The 21,991-nt window shown below is 51.7% G+C and carries 17 protein-coding genes; 14 read left to right on the top strand and 3 right to left on the bottom strand.

The window, feature by feature from the left end; translation table 11 throughout:
* Positions 1-9: 9 nt before the first annotated feature.
* Genes ABC831_RS03915 through ABC831_RS03900 form a run of 4 tightly spaced genes read left to right on the top strand, consistent with a single transcriptional unit; the run spans position 10 to position 3,975 of the window.
* On the top strand, positions 10-1,344 hold the full coding sequence (locus tag ABC831_RS03915) for a replication-associated recombination protein A (protein ID WP_343246938.1): 1,335 nt from the start codon (positions 10-12) through the stop codon (positions 1,342-1,344).
* The gene (locus tag ABC831_RS03910; RefSeq protein WP_343246937.1) at positions 1,331-2,482 is read left to right on the top strand and encodes an NAD(P)-dependent malic enzyme; all 1,152 of its coding nucleotides are present in this window, start codon (positions 1,331-1,333) and stop codon (positions 2,480-2,482) included. The genes ABC831_RS03915 and ABC831_RS03910 overlap by 14 nt, the downstream gene beginning before the upstream one ends.
* Entirely contained in the window at positions 2,479-3,414 is a 936-nt protein-coding gene (gene mnmL / locus ABC831_RS03905; RefSeq protein WP_343246936.1) for a tRNA modification radical SAM protein MnmL/YtqA, read from the top strand. Before ABC831_RS03910 ends, mnmL begins: the two co-directional genes overlap by 4 nt.
* Before the next feature lie 42 nt (positions 3,415-3,456).
* Positions 3,457-3,975 (top strand): DUF4364 family protein, encoded by a 519-nt coding sequence (locus ABC831_RS03900; RefSeq protein ID WP_343246935.1) that lies wholly within the window; start codon positions 3,457-3,459, stop codon positions 3,973-3,975.
* Positions 3,976-4,194: 219 nt separating this feature from the next.
* Here ABC831_RS03900 and ABC831_RS03895 read toward each other — a convergent pair whose 3' ends face one another.
* Positions 4,195-4,569, bottom strand: coding sequence for a helix-turn-helix domain-containing protein (locus tag ABC831_RS03895; RefSeq protein ID WP_343246934.1), 375 nt, complete (start codon positions 4,567-4,569; stop codon positions 4,195-4,197).
* A 116-nt stretch (positions 4,570-4,685) separates the two neighbouring features.
* On the opposite strand from ABC831_RS03895, the gene ABC831_RS03890 reads away from it, so the two are divergent.
* From ABC831_RS03890 to ABC831_RS03845, 10 genes are all read left to right on the top strand, one after another.
* Entirely contained in the window at positions 4,686-4,880 is a 195-nt protein-coding gene (locus ABC831_RS03890; RefSeq protein WP_343246933.1) for a hypothetical protein, read from the top strand.
* A 543-nt stretch (positions 4,881-5,423) separates the two neighbouring features.
* Positions 5,424-6,482 (top strand): flavodoxin-dependent (E)-4-hydroxy-3-methylbut-2-enyl-diphosphate synthase, encoded by a 1,059-nt coding sequence (ispG, locus tag ABC831_RS03885; RefSeq protein WP_343246932.1) that lies wholly within the window; start codon positions 5,424-5,426, stop codon positions 6,480-6,482.
* Positions 6,482-10,915 (top strand): PolC-type DNA polymerase III, encoded by a 4,434-nt coding sequence (locus ABC831_RS03880; RefSeq protein WP_343246931.1) that lies wholly within the window; start codon positions 6,482-6,484, stop codon positions 10,913-10,915. Before ispG ends, ABC831_RS03880 begins: the two co-directional genes overlap by 1 nt.
* Before the next feature lie 101 nt (positions 10,916-11,016).
* The gene (locus ABC831_RS03875) at positions 11,017-11,598 is read left to right on the top strand and encodes a Maf family protein (protein WP_343246930.1); all 582 of its coding nucleotides are present in this window, start codon (positions 11,017-11,019) and stop codon (positions 11,596-11,598) included.
* A 55-nt stretch (positions 11,599-11,653) separates the two neighbouring features.
* Positions 11,654-12,304 carry an HAD family hydrolase gene (locus tag ABC831_RS03870; RefSeq protein WP_343246929.1) on the top strand — a complete coding sequence of 217 codons (651 nt, stop codon included), beginning with the start codon at positions 11,654-11,656 and terminating at the stop codon, positions 12,302-12,304.
* A 554-nt stretch (positions 12,305-12,858) separates the two neighbouring features.
* On the top strand, positions 12,859-13,650 hold the full coding sequence (locus ABC831_RS03865; RefSeq protein ID WP_343246928.1) for an HAD family hydrolase: 792 nt from the start codon (positions 12,859-12,861) through the stop codon (positions 13,648-13,650).
* Between the two features lie 124 nt (positions 13,651-13,774).
* Positions 13,775-14,590 (top strand): Cof-type HAD-IIB family hydrolase, encoded by an 816-nt coding sequence (locus ABC831_RS03860; RefSeq protein WP_343246927.1) that lies wholly within the window; start codon positions 13,775-13,777, stop codon positions 14,588-14,590.
* Positions 14,591-14,603: 13 nt separating this feature from the next.
* Positions 14,604-14,867 carry a glyoxalase gene (locus tag ABC831_RS03855; RefSeq protein ID WP_343246926.1) on the top strand — a complete coding sequence of 88 codons (264 nt, stop codon included), beginning with the start codon at positions 14,604-14,606 and terminating at the stop codon, positions 14,865-14,867.
* A gap of 34 nt (positions 14,868-14,901) precedes the next feature.
* Positions 14,902-16,053, top strand: a complete 1,152-nt coding sequence (locus ABC831_RS03850; protein WP_343246925.1) for an exonuclease SbcCD subunit D — start codon at positions 14,902-14,904, stop codon at positions 16,051-16,053.
* The gene (locus ABC831_RS03845) at positions 16,050-18,647 is read left to right on the top strand and encodes an AAA family ATPase (RefSeq protein ID WP_343246924.1); all 2,598 of its coding nucleotides are present in this window, start codon (positions 16,050-16,052) and stop codon (positions 18,645-18,647) included. Before ABC831_RS03850 ends, ABC831_RS03845 begins: the two co-directional genes overlap by 4 nt.
* An 11-nt stretch (positions 18,648-18,658) precedes the next feature.
* Here the strand turns inward: ABC831_RS03845 and ABC831_RS03840 are convergent, their stop codons facing one another.
* Together ABC831_RS03840 and ABC831_RS03835 are read right to left on the bottom strand one after the other, a co-directional pair.
* The gene (locus ABC831_RS03840; RefSeq protein WP_343246923.1) at positions 18,659-21,274 is read right to left on the bottom strand and encodes an ABC transporter permease; all 2,616 of its coding nucleotides are present in this window, start codon (positions 21,272-21,274) and stop codon (positions 18,659-18,661) included.
* Positions 21,274-21,960 (bottom strand): ABC transporter ATP-binding protein, encoded by a 687-nt coding sequence (locus ABC831_RS03835; RefSeq protein WP_158352655.1) that lies wholly within the window; start codon positions 21,958-21,960, stop codon positions 21,274-21,276. Before ABC831_RS03835 ends, ABC831_RS03840 begins: the two co-directional genes overlap by 1 nt.
* Between the last annotated feature and the right edge of the window lie 31 nt (positions 21,961-21,991).

The following is a 21,991-nucleotide window of genomic DNA, read 5'->3' as shown; positions in this document are numbered from 1 at the left end:
TTGAAAGACATGGATTTGTTTGATTATATGAGGGAAAATCAGATGAAGGCGGAGTCGCCTCTGGCCTCCCGCTTAAGACCCACGACTCTGGAGGAAGTGGTCGGGCAGCAGCACATCATTGGCAAGGACAAGCTGCTGTACCGAGCGATCAAGGCGGACAAGCTGGGTTCCGTTATCTTCTACGGGCCGCCCGGAACCGGCAAAACCACGCTGGCCAAGGTGATCGCCAATACGACCAGCGCGGAATTTACCCAGATCAACGCCACGGTGGCGGGAAAAAAGGACATGGAAGAAGTGGTCCGCCAGGCCAAGGAGATACTGGGCATGTACGGGAAGAAAACGATCCTGTTTGTGGACGAAATTCACCGTTTCAATAAGGGGCAGCAGGACTATCTGCTGCCGTTCGTGGAGGACGGAACGCTGATCTTAATCGGCGCCACCACGGAAAATCCCTATTTTGAGGTGAACAGCGCGCTGATCTCCAGGTCCATTATATTTGAATTAAAGCCGCTGTCCAAAGAGGACATCAAGACGCTGATCGACCGGGCGGTCTATGACCGGGAAAAGGGGATGGGCGCGTACCACGCGGCGATCGAGGACGACGCGAAAGAGTTTCTGGCGGATATCGCCGGAGGGGATGCGAGAGCCGCGCTCAACGCCATCGAGCTGGGTGTGCTGACCACGGAGCCCGGCAGTGACGGGAAGATACATATTACGCTGGATGTGGCCGGTGAATGTATCCAGAAACGGGTGGTCCGGTATGATAAAACAGGGGATAACCACTATGATACGATCTCAGCGTTTATCAAAAGCATGCGGGGATCAGATCCTGACGCGGCGGTCTATTATCTGGCGAAAATGCTGTATGCCGGCGAAGATATCAAGTTTATCGCAAGACGTATTATGATCTGCGCGTCTGAGGACGTGGGCAACGCAGATCCCCAGGCGTTACAGGTAGCCGTGACGGCTTCTCTGGCTGTGGAGCGGATCGGGATGCCGGAGGCCCAGATCATTCTGGCGCAGGCCTGTGAATACGTAGCCACCGCGCCGAAGAGTAATACCGCCGTCATGTCCATCGAAAAAGCTATGGGAAATGTACGGCAGGTGCATACCACGGTGCCGCCCCATCTGCAGGATGCCCATTATAAAGGCTCCAAGAAGCTGGGCAGAGGCCTCACTTACCTCTATGCCCATGAGTATCCGAAGCACTACGTAGAACAGCAGTATCTGCCGTCAGAAATCATAAATGAGACATTTTACGAACCTTCCGACAACGGATATGAGCGTCAAATAAAAGCGCATATGAAATGGATCAAAGGAGGAGCAGAAGATGACAACCAATGAGAAGGCTTTACAGATGCATGAAGAGTGGAACGGGAAGCTGGCCATCGTATCCAAGGCGCCTGTTACCAGCCGGGAGGATCTGGCCATCGCCTATACCCCGGGTGTGGCCGAGCCGTGTAAGGTAATCGCCGAGGACCCGGAGGCCGCTTACCGGTATACCATAAAAGCCAACACAATTGCCGTCGTTTCCGACGGAAGCGCAGTACTGGGACTGGGCAACATCGGGGCCAGGGCCGCGATGCCGGTCATGGAGGGAAAAGCGGTATTGTTCAAAGAGTTCGGCGGCGTGAACGCCGTCCCGATCTGCCTGGACACCCAGGATACGGAGGAGATTATCCGTACGGTGGTAAATATCGCACCTGCTTTCGGCGGTATCAATCTGGAGGACATCAGTGCTCCCCGCTGTTTTGAGATCGAGGAGCGTCTCAAAGAGCTGCTGGACATCCCGGTGTTTCACGACGACCAGCACGGTACCGCCATCGTGGTGCTGGCTGGAGTGATCAATGCGCTTAAGGTGACTGGGAAGAAAAAAGAGGAATGCCGGGTGGTGGTAAATGGTGCGGGTTCCGCGGGAATCGCCATTGCCAAACTGCTGTTGACCTATGGATTTACACGGATCACCATGTGCGACCGCTGCGGGATCATTGGAAAATCTACGGAGGGCCTGAACTGGATGCAGCAGCAGATGGCAAAGGTCACGAATCTGGAGGACCGGACGGGGACACTTTCAGACGCTATGAAGGGCGCGGATATCTTCGTGGGTGTTTCCGCTCCGGGTATCGTAACGAAGGAGATGGTGGCATCCATGAACCAGGACTCCATTTTGTTTGCCATGGCGAATCCGGTTCCGGAGATCATGCCGGACGAAGCCAGAGCGGCGGGAGCCCGTGTGGTGGGGACTGGCCGCTCCGATTTCCCGAATCAGGTGAATAATGTGGTGGCGTTTCCCGGCATTTTCAAAGGGGCGCTGGAGGGCAGGGCAGCCCAGATCACGGAAGAGATGAAGCTGGCTGCGGCTGCGGCCATAGCCGGGCTGGTGCCGGAGGAAGAGCTGTCGGACGAAAATATCATGCCGGAGGCTTTTGATCCCAGGGTGGCGGATGTGGTAAGCCGTGCGGTGAAGGATCATATCCGATGAATGGAAGAATGTGGGGGTCGAAACCCTATTATTCGCTGGACTATTATTTAAAACAAAAATTCGGCCATAAAGTATATAAACTGTGCCTGAACGCAGGCTTGACCTGTCCGAACCGGGACGGGACTGTGGGGAGCGGGGGCTGTATCTTTTGCAGCGGCGGCGGATCGGGAGAATTCGCCGGCCGTCCGGAGCAGACGATTCCGCAGCAGATGGAGTATGCCCGCAGCCTCCTGCAAAAGAAGCCGGAGGGCATGACCTATATCGCCTATTTTCAGCCATTTACCAACACCTACGGACCGGTGGAATATCTAAGGGAGATATTCACCGAAGCCATCCGTTATCCCGATGTGGAGGTCTTATCGATCGCAACCAGGCCGGACTGTCTGGGGGATGATGTGGTAGGGCTGCTGGGTGAGTTAAACCGGATCAAACCCGTCTGGGTAGAACTGGGGCTTCAGACCATCCATGAGGACACGGCAAAGTTTATCCGCAGAGGATATCCGCTGTCCTGTTTCGATGAGGCGGTGGAGAAGCTCCGGAAAGCCGGTATCGAAGTGATCACGCATGTGATCCTGGGACTGCCGGGGGAAGACGGGGAAAGAATGCTTAAGACGGTGGAATATCTGAATCAGAAGGGGATTCAGGGAATCAAGCTGCAGTCTTTGCATGTGCTGGAGCAGACAGATCTGGCTTGCTATTACCGGAAGGGAGCATTCCGGACGCTCGGGATGGAGGAATATGTACAGATCGTGATCCGGTGTATCGAACATCTGAAGCCGGATATTGTGGTACACCGGCTGACTGGTGACGGTCCCAGAGATCTTCTGATCGCTCCCCAATGGAGTGCTGCCAAAACCAGTGTGCTGAACACCATACATAAGAGGATGAGGGAAAACGAAAGTTTTCAGGGGAAATATTTTGCCGGAATCTGAGGAAAGATTTCATGACAAACAGGTAAAGGGGAGAATAAGAAAATGTCAGAATCATTTACACTTTATAAGCTGATTATTCTTTATATGTTAGATAAGGTAGATTTTCCGCTGACCAATGCGCAGCTGTCCGATTTTATCCTGGATCAGGGTTACACGACTTATTTTACACTTCAGCAGGCGATTAATGAGCTGCTGGAGTCGGAGCTGATCGGGGCTGAATCCGTCCGGAACAGTTCCTTTTATCAGATCACCCAGGAGGGGCGGGACACCCTGGAATATTTCGGGAACCGGATATCGGAAACCATACGCAGCGAGATCGACGAATTCCTGAAGGAAAAGAAATATGAGCTTCGGAATGAGGTTTCAGTGATTGCGGATTATTATAAGACGACCCATCATGATTTTGAGGCACACTGCATGATCCGGGACCGGACGCATCACCTGATTGAACTGAGCCTGGCGGTTCCTACGGAAGAACAGGCGGAAGCGGTGTGTAACCAGTGGAAGTCAAAGAGCCAGGATATCTACGCATATCTGATCTCTGAACTGATTGGCGGATGAGATATGGGAGGGGACTGGCATCTTTCGGCAGTAAAGCCTAACCGAATAGTAACAGCGGGGAGAAAGGGGCCTGTCCCCGGATGTCGGCCGATATAGTTCAACATCCGGGGAAGCAGGCGCTTTTTTTCTCAGAACCACAACTGAAGTCATAAATAAAAGCCCTCTTACGATTCTCGGAAGAGGGCAAATTGTTATTATTTTTTCTTTCGTATATGCTGTCTAAAGATTGGGCTCGTGCATCTTATCACGAAGCTGCAGCACCTTGGCGAGTTCAATCAGATCCACCCGCGATTCATAGGAGAGCTTAATAAATTGGCGCATTAAAGAATGCTCCAGCTCATAATCAGAGTAAACTTTCTGATTTGTCTCAGTCAAGTTGGGATTGGACTTACCGAAAGAATCACCTGTGATCAGGTAATCAATCGATACGTTGAAGAATTCCGAAAGCTTGATTAGTTTTTCGAAATCAGGCTGTTTATCCTTCGTCTCATAGCCGGCAATCGTAGGTCGGGAAACCTTCAAAAAGTCAGCCAGTTCTCCCTGGGTGATGCGGTTCGCTTTTCGTAACTCTTTTAAAATACTTCCAAACGACATATTTCTCCCTCCTTTGCTATCTATTGTACCATTTAGAAATGAAATGGATATAGTTGTGTCGATAATCAACAACAAAAAAGACAAATTCCTGGATATGTGCCCAAAGGGCACGAACGGTGGGGCTGGAGGGGCGGGAGGGACGGGATGAGAGCGAAGCGGCAAAGACCGGGCGGGAGAGGAGGCTGTCCGAATACCAGGATGCAGCCGTCAGGGGTCCTCTGTGTACGGACGTATCCGAGCGGGGAACCGGCAGGGGGAGCGGTGTCTATGGGCCTCTTCCTCACTTAAGGCTGTTACCCGGTGAAATCTAAATGAAATCGGGCCGTCCGGTTGCGGGTACGTGGCTGATTCACCCCGAATGCCGGATGCATTCGCGGTTCAGCAGCCACCGAAAGACTGCACGGAACGCAGTCTTTCGCCCACAACCGGACGGCCCGATTTCATTAAGATTTCACACGGGCGACTTATGTGAGGAAGAGGCCCATAGACACCGCTCCCCCTGCCGGTCCCCCGCTCGGATACGTCCGTACACAGAGGACCCCTGACGGCTGCATCCTGGTATTCGGATAGCCTCCCTCTCGCCCGGTCTTTGCCGCTTCGCTCTCATCCCTTGTTTACAGCGGGCCGGGTTACAGGGGTTGATAGGTCAGGTGGGTAGGAAAGTAGTAGAAAAGTAGGCAGAAAAACTAGCAAGGCTTCTTGCTTCGCCCTGTTCACTGTCCGCTTCGGCCTCTTAGGCCCCCAATCCCCCGGGTCCACACAGCAGGTCCCCACACAAGGAAAATACATTGCACAGAACCTGGAAAGTGGATATAATGGATGGGTAGGTTGATGAAGATAAAGGAGTGACCCTTATGCATAGAGAACATACGAAAGTGATACGGATCGGGGACCGGGTGATCGGCGGCGGGAATCCGGTGCTGATCCAGTCCATGACGAATACGAGGACAGAAGATGTGGCGGCCACGGTGGAGCAGATTCAGAGGCTTGCGGAGGCCGGCTGTGAGATCATACGGTGCGCGGTGCCTACGATGGAGGCGGCGCGGGCTTTACGGGAGATTAAAAAGCAGATCGGGATTCCTCTGGTGGCGGATATTCATTTTGACTACAGACTGGCGATCGCGGCCATGGAAAACGGGGCGGATAAGATCCGGATTAATCCGGGGAATATCGGCGGCCAGGAGCGACTGAAGGCTGTGGTTATGGAGGCGAAGAGCCGGGATATTCCGATCCGGGTGGGCGTGAACAGCGGTTCCCTGGAAAAAGAACTGGTGGAGAAATATCATGGAGTGACCGCGGAGGGAATCGTGGAGAGCGCTCTGGATAAGGTGCGCCGGATCGAGGACATGGGGTATGGGAATCTGGTGATCAGTATTAAGTCTTCGGATGTACTGATGTGCGCGCAGGCCCATGAGCGGATCGCCCGGGAGACGGACTATCCGCTGCATGTGGGGATTACGGAGTCCGGGACGGTGCTGTCCGGAAATATTAAGTCGGCGGTGGGACTGGGGATAATTCTGTATCAGGGAATCGGGGATACGATCCGGGTGTCGCTTACCGGTGATCCGGTGGAGGAGGTTAAGTCGGCCAGGCTGATCCTTAAGACTCTGGGACTTCGCAAGGGTGGGATCGAGGTGGTTTCGTGCCCGACCTGCGGCAGGACTCAGATCGATCTGATCGGGCTGGCGAACCAAGTGGAGACACTGGTGTCCGGTATGCCGCTGGATCTTAAAGTGGCGGTCATGGGCTGTGTGGTAAATGGCCCCGGTGAGGCGAAGGAAGCGGATATCGGGATCGCCGGAGGCAGGGGAGAAGGCCTGCTGATCAAAAAAGGTGAAGTGGTAAAGAAGGTTCCGGAGGACCAGCTTTTGCAGGCGCTGAAGGATGAGCTGGAGCATTGGAGTGAAGAGTAATGGCAAAACCGTTTTTTGAAGTATTTCCGACCCTTGAGTTAAAAGAAGATCTGCGGGACATGATGGAATGCACGCAGATCAGCAAGGTGTCTACAAACCCGAAACGGGATGCGATTCGAATCCATTTAAATAGTAAAATCCTCATACAGAAGGATCATATTTTCCGGCTGGAACGCTCCATCAAGGATCAGCTATTTCCCAATGTGCCGATGCTGATCAAGATTTATGAAAAATATGAGCTGTCGGACCAGTATACCCCCAAAAAACTGATGGAAATATACCATAACAGTATTCTGGATGAGCTGAGGGAATACAGCATGGTGGAATATAATCTGTTTCGGAAGGCAAAATGGGAGTTCGTAGAAGAACAGATTATGGTGCTGCACCTGGAGCAGACGGTGGTGGCCGCCAGCAAGACAGATGAGCTGGTGCGTATCCTGGAGAAGATTTTTCATGAGCGCTGCGGCTTTGCAGTCCAGGTGAGGGTAGAATTCGAAGAGGTGAAGCCCAGCAAGTACCGGGAACAAAGTGATCAGAAGATCAGGCAGGAAGTCGCCAATATCGCATCGGTGATCCAGGGCGCCAAGGGACCGGAGAAGGAGCCCGGCGCCCAAGAACAGCAAGGATATCAGGGACAGCAAGGGCATCAGGGACAGCCGGGAAGAAAAGGGCGGGATGACAAACAGGATACCTCATTTCGGAGAGCGCCGCGCGGTTTCAAGCGGTCGGACAATCCGGATGTCCTCTACGGCCGGGATTTTGAGGAGGATGCGATGCCCATCGAACAGTTGGTGGGTGAGATCGGTGAAGTGGTTCTGCGTGGCCGGATCATGACCCTGGATACCAGGGAGATCCGGAACGAAAAGACGATTATTATTTTCAGTATCACGGATTTTACCGACAGTATCAATGTGAAGATGTTTGTCAAAAATGATGAGCTGTCGGATATCCTGGAAGGAATCAAAAAAGGCGCATTTATCAAGATTAAAGGCGTCAGCAATATCGACCGGTTTGACGGCGAGCTTTCCATAGCCTCTGTGGTCGGGATCAAGTCTATCGCGGATTTTCGAACCGGACGGATGGATGTTAGCCCTGTGAAAAGGGTGGAATTGCACTGCCATACGAAGATGAGCGATATGGATGGAGTCTCCGATGTGGGGGATATTATCAAGCAGGCGATCAAATGGGGACATAAAGCGGTGGCGATTACGGACCACGGTGTCGTTCAGTCCTTCCCCGAAGCCAACCACGCCATCCCTAAGGACTCGGATTTTAAGATTATCTACGGGATGGAAGCTTATCTGGTGGATGATCTGAAAGAGATCGTTACGGATTCCCGGAATCAGAGCCTTAATGATACCTATGTGGTGTTTGACCTGGAGACCACCGGTTTCAGTCCCGTGAATAACCGGATCATAGAGATCGGTGCGGTGAAAGTGGCGGAAGGACGGATCACCGACCGATTCAGCACCTTTGTGAATCCGGACGTGCCGATTCCCTTCGATATCGAGAAGCTGACCGGGATCAATGATCATATGGTGCTGGACGCGCCAATGATCGATCAGGTGCTGCCGGAGTTCCTGGCGTTTTGTGAGGACGCTGTTATGGTGGCGCACAACGCAGGTTTTGATATGAGTTTCGTGCAGCGAAACGCCAAACGCCTGGGAATTTCTCTGCATAAAACGGTGGTCGATACAGTCTCCCTGGCCAGAGTGCTGCTGCCGCAGTTAAACCGGTTCAAGCTGGACACGGTGGCGAAGGCGCTGAATATTTCTCTGGACAATCACCACCGGGCGGTGGATGACGCCGCCTGTACGGCCGAGATATTTCTGAAGTTCGTGGAGATGTTAAAGAACAGGGATGTAACGTCGTTGGACGGTGTGAACAGCATCAGTACGCTGGATCACACTGCGATTAAGAAGCTGCCGACCTATCATGCCATTATACTGGCGAGAAATGATGTGGGCCGGGTGAATCTGTACCGCCTGGTATCCATGTCCCATATCGATTATTATGCGAAGCGGCCCAGAGTGCCGAAGAGCTTATTTATGAAATACCGGGAAGGGCTTCTGATCGGATCAGCCTGCGAGGCCGGTGAGCTTTATCAGGCGCTGCTGCGGGAATCACCCCAGGAGGAGATCGTAAGGCTGGTCCAATTCTATGACTATCTGGAGATACAGCCCCTGGGAAATAACGAATTCATGCTCCGGGATGAAAAGTCCACGGTGAATTCCAGGCAGGATCTGATCAATCTGAATAAACGGATCGTGGAACTGGGTGATCAGTTCCGCAAGCCTGTGGTCGCAACCTGCGACGTTCATTTCCTGAATCCGGAGGATGAGGTATACCGAAGGATAATTATGGCGGGAAAAGGATTCAAGGACGCGGATATGCAGGCACCGCTGTTTTACAGGACGACGGAGGAGATGCTGGAGGAGTTCAGCTATCTGGGCAGTGAAAAAGCGGAAGAGGTAGTGATTACCAACACAAATAAGATTACGGACATGATCGAGCGGATCTCACCGGTACGGCCGGATAAGTGCCCGCCGGTTATTGAGGATTCGGATAAGACACTGCGGAACATCTGTTATAACACCGCCCATGAGATGTATGGGGACGAACTGCCTCCGGTTGTTGTGGAACGGCTGGAGAGAGAATTGAATTCCATCATTTCCAATGGATTTGCCGTGATGTATATCATCGCGCAGAAACTGGTGTGGAAATCTAACGAGGACGGCTATCTGGTAGGGTCCCGTGGTTCCGTAGGTTCCTCCTTTGTGGCTACCATGGCTGGAATCACGGAGGTGAATCCGCTGGCCCCGCATTATTATTGTAAAAAATGCCATTACAGCGATTTTGATTCGGATCTGGTGAAGTCCTTCGGCGGCGGTTCCGGCTGCGACATGCCGGACCGGAATTGCCCGGAATGCGGGGAACCGCTGGTAAAGGCGGGATTTGATATCCCCTTTGAAACGTTCCTGGGATTCAAGGGGAATAAAGAGCCGGATATCGACTTGAACTTCTCCGGTGACTACCAGGGAAACGCGCATCGGTATACAGAGGTTATCTTTGGAGAAGGACAGACCTTCCGGGCGGGAACCATCGGTACATTGGCGGATAAGACGGCGTTTGGTTATGTGAAGAATTATTATGAAGAGCGCGGGGTGCGCAAACGGAACTGTGAGATCACCCGGATCGTGGACGGCTGTGTCGGCGTGCGCCGTACTACCGGCCAGCACCCGGGCGGTATTATCGTATTGCCCCACGGGGAGGAGATCTATTCCTTTACACCGGTCCAGCGGCCCGCCAATGATATGACGACGGACATTATCACCACCCACTTTGATTATCATTCCATCGACCACAACCTGTTAAAGCTGGATATTCTGGGCCATGATGATCCGACCATGATCCGTATGCTGGAAGACCTGACCGGCCTGGATGCCAAGACGATACCGTTGGATAATAAAGAGGTTATGTCATTGTTCCTGAATACGGAGGCTCTGGGGATCAAACCCGAGGATATCGGGGGCTGTAAGTTAGGGTCTCTGGGAATCCCTGAGTTCGGTACGGAGTTCGTGATCCAGATGCTTCAGGATACGAAGCCCAAGACTTTTTCCGATCTGGTCCGTATCTCCGGTCTGTCCCATGGTACCGACGTGTGGCTGGGAAATGCGCAGACGCTGATCGAGGAAGGGAAAGCGACGATTTCCACCGCCATCTGTACCCGTGACGATATCATGATCTATCTGATTCAGATGGGCATGGACAGTGAGCTTTCCTTTACCATTATGGAGAGCGTCCGTAAGGGGAAAGGCTTAAAGCCCGAATGGGAAGAAGCGATGCTGAAGGCGAATGTACCGGACTGGTATATCTGGTCCTGTAAGAAAATTAAGTACATGTTCCCTAAGGCCCATGCGGCTGCCTATGTTATGATGGCTTTCCGGATCGCGTATTTTAAGGTGTTCTATCCGCTGGCTTATTATGCGGCGTTTTTCAGTATCCGGGCGTCCTCGTTTAACTACGAGATCATGTGTCTGGGGCGGGATAAGCTGGAATATTTTCTGGACGATTACAAGCGGCGCAGCGATACTCTGTCCAAGAAGGAGCAGGATACCCTGAAGGATATGAAGATCGTGCAGGAAATGTATGCCAGAGGATTTGAGTTTATGCCCATTGACATATACAGGGCCCAGGCTTCCAAGTTCCAGATTATCGATGGGAAGCTGATGCCGTCCTTCTCGTCCATCGACGGACTGGGGGATAAAGCGGCGGATGCGATTGTGGATGCTGCCAAGGATGGGAAGTTCCTCTCAAAGGACGATTTCCGGGCCAGAACAAAGGTCAGTAAGACGGTCACAGACCTGATGGATGATCTGCACCTGATGGGTGATCTGCCGGAATCGAATCAGTTGTCCTTATTTGATTTGTAGATACACCATACCTGAATATAGCCGCAGTAAATGCGGCACTGGAGGAAATGGTTACACCATACCTGAATAAAAGCCGCAGCAAATGCGGCACTGGAGGAAATATGAGTCATATGAGAATTATATTGGCTTCGGCCTCACCTCGGCGACGGGAACTGTTAACGCAGATCGGTGTGACGTATGAGGTGCTGCCCAGCCGGAAAGAAGAGGTGTCCAAAGCCCACGAACCGGCGGAGATGGTAGCGGAACTGTCCGCTCAGAAGGCGGCCGATATCGCGTCGTCTATAGAGGCTCCGGCCCTGATTATCGGGGCGGATACGGTCGTATGCCATAACGGACGGATACTGGGTAAGCCGCATAGTGAGGAGGAGGCCGCCGGGATGCTCGCATTATTGCAGGGAGATACCCACCAGGTATATACGGGGGTAACGCTTATTCAAAAATCCGGGGATGAAAAAAGAGAGGTCCATTTTACCGAGATGACAGAGGTGGAGTTCGGACCGATGGATGAATCTGAGATACGGGAGTATATTGCCACCGGGGAACCGATGGATAAGGCGGGGGCTTACGGAATACAGGGCTTTGCGGCCCGCTATATTATATCCATCCGGGGAGACTACAGCAATGTGGTGGGCCTGCCGGTAGCCCGCCTATATGGGGAAATGAAAAAACTGGGTGTATTGTAGAGGGTAAATAAAATCGAAATTATGATCAGATAACCAAAAAGAGGAGAACGATACTATGTGGAAAGCAGTACTATTTGACCTGGACGGAACACTTGCGGATACGCTTAAATCGCTGCACTACTGTACCAACCGCTCGCTGGAATACTGCGGCCTCGCCGGGCATCCCATGGAAGCTTATAAAACCATGGTCGGAGACGGTGCAGCCAAGCTATTGGAGCGGGCGTTGATCGCAGCAGGGGATACCCAACTAGAGAATATGGAGAAAATAACCGCAAAATATAAAGAGGTATTTGCGAAGGATTGTATGTATGAAGTGAAACCCTATGACGGAATTCCGGAGCTGCTGAACACTCTGAAGGAGCGGGGGATTAAGATCGCGGTCTTATCCAACAAACCCCATGCCCAGACCATTCACGTGGTGGAGACGCTGTTTGGCAAAGACTGTTTCGATCATGTCCAGGGGCAGCAGGAGGGTATTCGCAGGAAACCTTATCCGGATGGGGCCCTGGCGATCGCTGCGGGATTCGGTATCGAACCGGCCGAATTCCTTTATCTGGGAGATACGAATACGGATATGCAGACGGGGAATGCGGCTGGTATGCATACGGTAGGCGTTACATGGGGGTTCCGGGACAGGGAAGAGCTGGAAGCAAACCATGCGCAGGATATCATCGATTATCCGATGGATCTGTGCAGGCTTTTATAAGGATTTAAAATGAATCCTGATGAGAAACGGAATTGTATTTGCTCTTTGCTTTTCCATGATAGAATGACCATGTATAATTGAAAAGAAGTCAGAGGATAGTCTGATGGTTTCCTTCGGAAATAAACGGAGGAGGAAATGTGGCATGAATACTCTTGAAGTATTGACATAAGCGCTTGTGAGATCTACAGCGCCCGCCTGCATAGAACATCATCATAGAAAAAAATAGCTATCCTCTACGGCGAATAGAGGATAGCCTGTAACTAAAAATTACACCAATATCCGAAGGGCAATCATCAGACACACCAATGTCTTTTGATTACTTCTAAGTAAATTGTACAAGGGGTACTTGAATTTTTCAAGTACCCTATTCAAGTTTTACCGGCCTTCTGTTTCACGGTCTGTATACAGTCCCTTCTACACTGTGACTAATCAAGGTGTAAATTACGAATCCCAAATATTTTAACTGCTGCGGAATATAGATGGTATTTAATTTTTATAGAGTTGCTTATATTGGAAATGTATTATAAAGTGTAAATGGTTAGGAGTAAAATGATATGATACGATTAGTTGCCAGCGATCTTGACGGCACCCTGCTCTTAAACGGCAGTCAGAAGCTGAATCCGGAGGTGTTTGACCTGATCCGGGCACTTAAAAAGGCGGGTATCGTGTTTGTTGCGGCCAGCGGACGGCAATACCCGAATTTAAAAAGATTGTTTGCACCGGTGGCGGATGAGATCGCCTATATCGCAGAAAATGGGGCGTTGGTGCTCTATCAGGACCAGGTGCTTTCCAGAAAAACCATCGACCGGAGCCTGGGGCGTGAGATCCTGACCGCGATCCAGGAGCGGGATCAGTGCGAGATCCTGCTGTCGGGCGTAAAAACTTCTTATCTTCAGCCGAAGATCTATGATTATGTGGACCATATGAAATATGTGGTGGGAAATAATGTCACGGTTGTGAATGATATTATGGAAGTGGAGGAAGAATATTTAAAAATTTCCGTCTATGAAAAGGGAGGCGTGGACCGGTGTGAAACCTATTTTCGGGACCGATTTGAGGGCAGAGTCAAGGTGGTTACTGCAGGACATGCCTGGCTGGATATGATGGCTCTGGATGCGGGAAAAGGTACGGCCATGGAAACGCTGCTGGAATATTTTAAAGTTAGTCCCGATGAGGCTATGGCTTTCGGAGATAATGAAAATGATATTGAAATGTTGGAGAATGTATTTTATAGTTATGCTATGGAGAATGCAAAGGAAAGCGTAAAAAAGGTCTGCCGCTTCCGGACAGGTCTGGTGGAACAGACACTGCGGAAACTGCTGGACGGGAAAATAGAGCCGCAGTGAATGCGGCACTGGAGGAACGCGTAAAACGCATACCTGAATTAAAGCCGCAGTAAATGCGGCACTGGAGGAAATGGTTACACCATACCTGAATTAAGTCGCAGTAAATGCGGCACTGGAGGAAATTATGATTAAATTGGTTGTTACGGACATCGATGGAACCCTGACCACGGAAGGGACTGACCAGGTCAGCGAAGAGATTTATGAACTGGTGCTGGAGATGAAGAAGCTGGGGATCGTGTTTGCGGCGGCCAGCGGACGGGAATATGACAGCATTTACCGGGTGTTCGAACCGGTTAAGGACGAGATGATATTTATCGCGCAGAATGGCGCTTATGTAGTGTGCAGGGGTGTGGAAATTTCCAGAAAGCCGATCCGGCGTTCTGTCTTTGAAGATCTTTTGCGGACTCTGAAAGCCAGAGATGATTGTCAGTATTCTACTTCTGCACCGGAAGGCATATATCTGGATTATCAGAATGATTATTTTTATGATGTGCTGACGAAGGGGTATAAGAATAACGTCTATATGGTGGATGATGTACTTAAGGCGGATGCGGATTTTGTGAAGGTGTCTGTGTTCCAGAAGGAGGGTATAACCCAGCAGATCCGGGATGACCTGTTGATTCCCCACTGGCAGAAGGATCTGCAGGTGGTGGTTTCGGGTAAATACTGGATCGACTTCATGGACAAATCCGTGGATAAAGGCCATGCGGTGGCAGATATCCAGAAGGTGCTGGGGATCTCCCGTGAGGAGACCATGGCTTTTGGAGATAACGGTAACGATATCGGGATGCTGAAACAGGCAGGTGAGAGCTATGCGGTGGCCAATGCCAGAAGCAGTGTGAAAGAAGTTGCCAGGCACGTGGCCCAGGCGGGTCCCGACGGAGGTGTGATCAAAGTTCTCAAAGAACTAATCAATACAATGAAAAACGAAAACAAGTAGGAGGGTGTGTCATATGTACGAGTATGATGATGAGTGTTTGGCTACATTTCTGAGAAAGCAGTCGCAGCTGTTTGATGAACCGGTTGCAGAGACACTGGAGGAGGCGGAGGCTTTCCTGGAAGACTGTATGGCAGTGGTACTGGATTCACTCAGTGATGTCCGGGAATATTTTGATGAAAATGGTATGGATATCGATGGTATGAGCGATGATGACCTGGAAGACGCATCGGAAGTTTTCTCCCTGCCGAACGGAAAGTATCTGGTAGTAGAAGGATAGTTCAGCCGCAGTAAATGCGGCACTGGAGGAACGAATGAAATTTATTCATACGGGGGATCTGCATATCGGGAAGGTATTGCATGAATGTGACTTGTTGCCGGACCAGCGGTACATACTCGGTCAGATCACCGGGCTGGCGGTCAGGGAGAAGGTGGACGCCGTGGTGCTGGCCGGGGATATCTATGACCGTTCCATTCCCACGGCGGAAGCGGTGACGGTTCTGGATGAATTTCTGACGGATCTGATAGAACAGGGGATCTGTGTGCTGGCGGTCAGCGGCAATCATGACTCACCGGAGCGTTTAAGCTTCGCCGGGAATATCCTGAAGCGGCAGGGGCTGCATCTGGCGGGGGTCTGTGAGAAAGAGATTCGGAAAGTCACTTTTTCTGATGATTTCGGAGAAGTGGCTTTCTTTTTGCTGCCGTTTATGAAACCAGGCGATATGAAGCTGTATCTGAAAGAAGAGATCAAAAGCTGCAGGGAAGGCGTTGAGAAGATCATCCGTCAGCTTCCGCTTGACCCTGGCATGAGAAATGTACTGGTCACTCACTATTTCGTGACCGACGCAGGCAGTGAGCCGGAACTGTCCGACTCGGAGACGCGGGTGGTCGTGGGAGGACTGGACCAGGTGGAGGCTTCGGCCTTTGCATGCTTTGACTACACGGCATTGGGACATATCCATAAACCCCAGCAGATCAAAGAGAGGCCGGCCTATTACGCAGGCACTCCGTTAAAATACTCTTTTTCGGAAGCGCTGCAGGAGAAAAGCGTGAATCTGGTGGAGCTTGGGAAAAAGGGAGAGGTCCTGGTAACTAAGGTCCCGTTAAAACCGCTGCGTGAGATGAGGATTCTGAGAGGAGATCTAAAGCTGCTGCTGGCCGATGCGGCTGATCAGGGCGAGGGAAGGGATGATTTTATCCGCGCGGTGCTGACGGACAAGGATGAGCTGGACGATCCCATCGGCAGGCTTCGGACTGTGTACCCCAATGTCCTGCAGGTCGTGGTGGAACGGCATTACCGGGATACAGACAAGCTGAAACTGCAGGAGATCGAGAAACCGGACAAGTCCATTTTAGAGCTGTATTCCGACTTTTATCAATATGTGACGGACGAGGAACTGGATGAGGAACGGCGGCAGATCCTGACGGAAGTCATCCGTGATTCGCTGGGGAGGGACTGCCTATGAAACCAGTTATTCTAACCATCAGCGCCTGGGGACCTTATAAGGACCGGGAAGTGATAGAGTTTGAGCGTGTGGCCCAAAAAGGGCTGTTTCTGATCTTTGGTCCCACCGGTGCCGGCAAGACCACGATTTTTGACGCGATCACATTTGCACTGTATGGGAATGTGAGCGGAAGCATTCGGGAGACGAGGCAGCTGCGCAGTGATTTTGCCCAGCCCGATACAGATACCTACGTGGAACTGTGCTTTCTGCATAAAGGGGAGGAGTACCGCATCCGGCGGACACCGGAGTATGAACGGCCGAAGCGGAAGGGAAGCGGGATGCTCCTGGCAAAACCCACGGTCCTGCTGACGATGCCGGACGGAAAAGAGTATGACCGGCTGCTGGACGTGAAGGCCAAGGTGGAAGAACTGCTGGGCCTGGACTATGGGCAGTTCAAACAGATCTCCATGCTGGCCCAGGGGGAATATACACAGCTTCTGGTCGCGGAGCCGAAAGAACGCCGGAAGATCTTAAGTAAAATATTCGATCTGAATATGTACCAGCAGCTAAAATTCAGTCTGAGGGACAGGGAGCGGCGGTTGAAGGAACAGATGACCGAGCTGATCAATAAAATCGACGAAGCCCTCTCAGCCGTGGTGACGGACAGGGAAGACTGGCATGCGGCTTACCGGTCTGAGAACCGGAATTATCAGGAATTAAGCCGGATACTCCTGGATCTGATCCGGGAGGACCGGGAGAAAAGACGGGTACAGAGGGAACAGTGGGAACGGCTGGAAAAGGAAGAAAACTCCATGGTGGCGGAATGCACCAAAGCCCGGCAGACGAACCAGCTTTTCACACAGCTTGCCCAGGTAAAGGAGGAACTTATCCGCCTTCAAAAGCGGCAGGAGGAGATAGCGCAAAAGAAGGAAAAACTCTCTGCAGCCGGCCGGGCCCGTCTGGTCAGACCATACGAAGTGGCGTATGAAAAGGCGGACCAGCAGTATAAGGAGGCGGGAGAAAAGTTAGAGAAAGCCAGAGAGAACTGGATACGGATCAGCCGGGAAGCCCAGGCACTTGAACTGGAGAAACAGAAGCTGCTGCCGGACGGGGAGGAGCATCTGGCCCCTTATCTCACTGAGTGCAAGGAACGTCTCACCCATATAAGCCTGTTGGAAGAGCAGCAGAGACTGCTGAAGCAGGCGGAGCAGAAACTGGCCCAGAAGCAGAAGGAATATCTCCGGCTGGAAGCACAGGAAGAGAGAAAACGCAGACGTTTCGAAGATAAGGACCGGGCTTACCGAAGGGCCGCCATCGGCCTGGCGGCCCAGGAGCTAAAGGCAGGGGAGCCCTGTCCGCTGTGTGGTTCCACGGAGCATCCAAAGAAAGCGAGGGTGACGAAGGAGGTCCCCGACGAAGAAACCCTGAAGCGTCTGAAACAGGAATATCAGGAGGCCGGGGAACAGCTGACGGCAGTGCAGCAGGAAGCGGCCGGCCTGAAAGGGGAACGGGACCAGACGAAGCTTACGGTGGAGCAGCACCGGAATCTGGCGAAAGTGACCATAGATCAGGATGTCTCCGCCCTTCGAAAAGAAATCTCACATCAGATCCGGGACCTGGAGAAGCTGCAAAAAGCGCTGCGCGCCAGCCAGCTGAAAACGGAAGGCCAGCGGACGATTCTGGAACATATGGAAGAAGAGCTGCCGGAAGCGCTTAAAAACCTGGAACAGGCGGAGAAGGAATTTCAAAAAATCCTGAACCGGCAGGGCTATGTAAGCCCGGACAGCTACCGCCGCAGTTTCCTGGACGAGAAGACGGCCGGTGCCCTGGAACGGGAGATCCGAAGCTATGAACAGCAGCTGCATCTGTCCCTGGAGAATCAAAAACGTCTGGAGCGGGAAACGAAGGGAAAAGAGATCAAAGATCTGACAGAGCTGACCCTGGCCCTGGAGGAAAAGCGAAGGGAAAAACAAAAACAGTCCAAAGAAAAGGAGACGCTGGCTGCCAGGCTGGAGGGCAACCGGCGGGCCAGCCTGTCTCTGGGAGAAAAACTGGGCGAGTGGGATCAAAAAAACGACCTGTTCGGAAAAGTCAGCGATCTGGCCCAGGTGACCAGGGGGGATGGGAAGAACCATTTAAAGCTCCTGTTCGAGGATTACGTCAGCGGCAGTTATTTTGATCAGGTGCTCTATGCGGCGAACTTCCGTCTGCGGGATATGACCACAGGGCGCTATGAGCTGTCTAGGATCGACCGGGCCGCCCACGGACATGACAGTCTGGAACTGATGGTATTCGACGCCCATACGGGAAAATACCGGCCGGTGCGGACTTTGTCCGGCGGAGAGGCTTTCCAGGCGGCCTTATCCCTGGCATTGGGAACCACGGATGTGATTCAGAATCACATGGGCGGAATCGAGATCGAGACGCTGTTCGTGGATGAGGGGTTTGGATCGCTGGATTCCGAGGCGCTTGACCAGGCGGTGCGCACCCTGATGTCCCTGGTGGAAGGCGACCGGCTGATCGGGATTATTTCCCATGTGGGGGAATTGAAGGAGCGGCTGAATAACCAGATCGAGGTGGTCCGGACACCGGCCGGGAGCCATATCAGGACCTGACGGAATCAGGTTTAAGTCATGTCGTCCCGCAGTGCTTCTATAATATTTTCTTTTTTGATCTTGCCGACGGCATACATCATGGTGACAAATATTACGAGAAGCACGCTGCATACGCTGATCCCGATACTGGCCCATGGCAGCGTGAAAGCAATGCTGTCTGCTCCGGCTATGAACATCCCTCTGTGAATAAGCCAGGAAGAAATAACTGCTAAAGGAAGCCCGAAAAGCAAAGCTCTCATGCCGTAGAATACACATTCAAAGCGCATCATTTTGTTGAAATCCCGGTCGGACATTCCCACAGAGCGAAGCATGGCCAGCTCCTGCCGTCGCAGCTTGATATTCGTTGAGATCGTGTTGAACACATTGGCTGCCGCGATCAGGGAAATCATTATGATAAACGTATAAGCGAATACATTGGCAATGAAAATATAATTTCGGCTTTCCTCAAGCATCTCAGAGGTATTCAAAAGGATATATGCGGATGTGATACCGGCGCCCTGAATCACGGTTTTCATTTCCGCCGCCGACTTCGGGGGATTCTCTGACCGAAAAGTAAGGCCTTTGACCCTGACATCTGCGGCGTTGTCGGGAGGAGCCAGCTTATCTTTAAGCGACCAGGGAGCCAGCGTTTGGAAAACGTAGGATGGCTGACCGATTGTACCTGTGATCGGAGGTGTATCCGGCGGGACGAAATCGAAAAATGAAATGGTTAAGTGTTGACCCTGGCCTGTACCGGCCCCTTTGTTTGTTAGAGGGGTGATGGTAAAATCCATGGAGGAATCTGTGAACAGGTCGGGGAGCTGTTCCACATTCTCCGCCTGACTGCTGTTGTTCTGCATTTTGGCAACGGCGATCATTTTTGCATTCTGACCGGTATATTCTTCTTCAGGCAGACCCAGGCTCTCCAGCATATGCAGGTAAGTGTTGTCATCCAGAAACTGGATTCCCATTGACAGATTCACCGTCCCATCCGCTGAAATCCCATTCCCGTCCGGCGAGTGTCCTCCGGCAGATTCCCAGTAGTCCTCTGCGAGACTGCCTGCGGGAACCATGCAGGAATACTCCACATATGCCTGATAGGAGCTGTCATAAATACCATCGGCATTTTTCAGCTGGTCGTATAGCTGCAGCATTAAGCCGTCGTCCATATCCTGCGTGCCAAAACCAATGTCATAGGTGGTAACCGTTTTGGTCTGTTCCGACGCTTTTTTCAGATCCGTCACAAAAGCGCTGGTTGCTATAAATAAAACGATGCTTAATACCAGCGACAGCACAATACTGCGGTAACGTTTCCGGTTCCTTTTGAAATTCTTCAGGGCAAGGATTCCCTCCAGCCCGTAAATGCGCTGTGACAGTTTGGAGGTTTTCACTGCTTTGGATTCCACTTTCACTTCGTTCGTCTGTCGGATACATTCCATCACCGGCGTGCCGGCGGCCTTTTTAGCCGGAATATAGGCGGATATCAATATCGTGACGATGCTGACGGCTGCAGCGCCGGCAATCGCGGGAATGGATATATGCAAGGTTAAGGGAACATCAGCGTAAAGAAGGGTCCCAAAATTCTTGGCCACAACAGTAATCACAAGCCCGATACTGCCAATGCCGGCGAGAACACCGATCGGAATGCCCACCGCTCCGATGCAAAGTCCCTCAAAGAGTACCGCATTACGCAGTTGCCTTGCGGTGGCGCCTACAGAGGATAGAATCCCAATCTGCCGCGTACGTTCGTTCAGTGAGATGCTGAAGGAGTTATAAATCAGAAAGATGGAACCTATCATGATAATGGCTATCACAATTCCTCCGACTGTATACAGAAGTCCATTGAAAATCTTATCGGATGGATCGTCTGATAATCCCATAAACCGCAGAACATCATTATTCAGGATATAGGAATGCCGGTCCGCCGCGGTATCTGCATACGAATGAACCTGCCGCGGATTTTTCAGGGTGACAAATAAACTGAGCTGATCCGCCGTGTCTGCTGTATCCGCCCTGGTTATCAACGTGTAACCCGGTGCGGAATCTTTCTCGAAAACAGGCGTCTGACAGATACCGACAACCCGGTAGGTTTTCCTGGTTTCCGGCAGAAGTGATTCCTCCCCGGCTGTGTAGGGATCACTCTGACCGAGCTTCTCATTTCCTTTCATGCGGCTTCCCACGGCAAGGGAAATGGTATCGCCTACCGCATAGGATACACCGCCGTTGGATGCGACTTTCCCCGAGACCAGGATCTCGCCGCTGTTTTCAGGAAGCCTGCCTGAGAGCAGGGGAGCAGGCAGAGCGTCAAAGTTTTCCTGATCGAAACCGGCTATAAAAAGATACGGCTTATTCGGATTCTCACCGCCGTCAAGTGCTGCATAACCGATATTTTCAAAGGTTACCGTGTTTTTCACATCTTGATTCAGCTGTTGTTCCTGTACAAAGGAAGAATCTACGTTCAAAAACGCTGCCTGCCAATCACCGTATTTTTTTGTCGCACCCTTTGTCATATAGTCCAGCAGAGAAACGCCAAAAGTGGCGACTGCCGTAATCATGGCGGCAGACAGAATCACGCCGATAATCGTGACGATCGTTCGGGTACGATTCTTTTTCAGGCTCTGCAGGGCAACTTTATTGAAAATATTCATTACCCTTCCACCTGCCTTTCATCCCGCATGACTTTACCGTCTGCGATGGTAATGATCCGGTCTGCCTGCAAAGCGATGTTTTCATCGTGGGTGACGATGATCAAAGTCTGGTGATACTTTTCATGGCTTTCCTTCAGCAGATGGATGATCTCCTGTCCGTTGCGGCTGTCCAGGCTGCCGGTGGGTTCATCGGCCAGCATGACGGCCGGCGCATTCATCAAAGCGCGCCCGATCGCGACACGCTGCTGCTGGCCCCCGGAGAGCTGGTTTGGCAGATGAGTTTTGCGGTCCTGCAGCCCTAACAGATCCAGCAGATCGTTCAGCCTTTCTTTGTTTACCTTTCGTTTGTCCATCAGAATCGGCAGGGTAATGTTTTCCACCACATTCAAGGTGGGAATGAGATTGTGGAACTGATAAATCAGACCAACCTGCCGTCTGCGGAAAATGGCAAGTTTTTCATTACTTTGCGCATATACGTCCTGTCCATTCAAATACACCTTTCCGCTTGTCGGTACATCCACACCGGCGATGGTGTGGAGCAATGTGGATTTGCCGGAACCGGAGGAACCGATGATTGCTGTGAATTCCCCCTTTTCGATAGTAAGAGAAACGTGGTCTAACGCGATAACCTGGTTCTCATCCCTTCCGTAGACCTTGCACAGATTCTCAATTTTCAAAAACTCCATTATGTGAGCCTCCTTACTTGTGGTTTACCCA

It is taken from the genome of Diplocloster hominis, assembly GCF_032380655.1.
Taxonomy (GTDB): domain Bacteria; phylum Bacillota; class Clostridia; order Lachnospirales; family Lachnospiraceae; genus Diplocloster; species Diplocloster hominis.
This window is presented reverse-complemented; position numbering and strand designations above follow the sequence as displayed.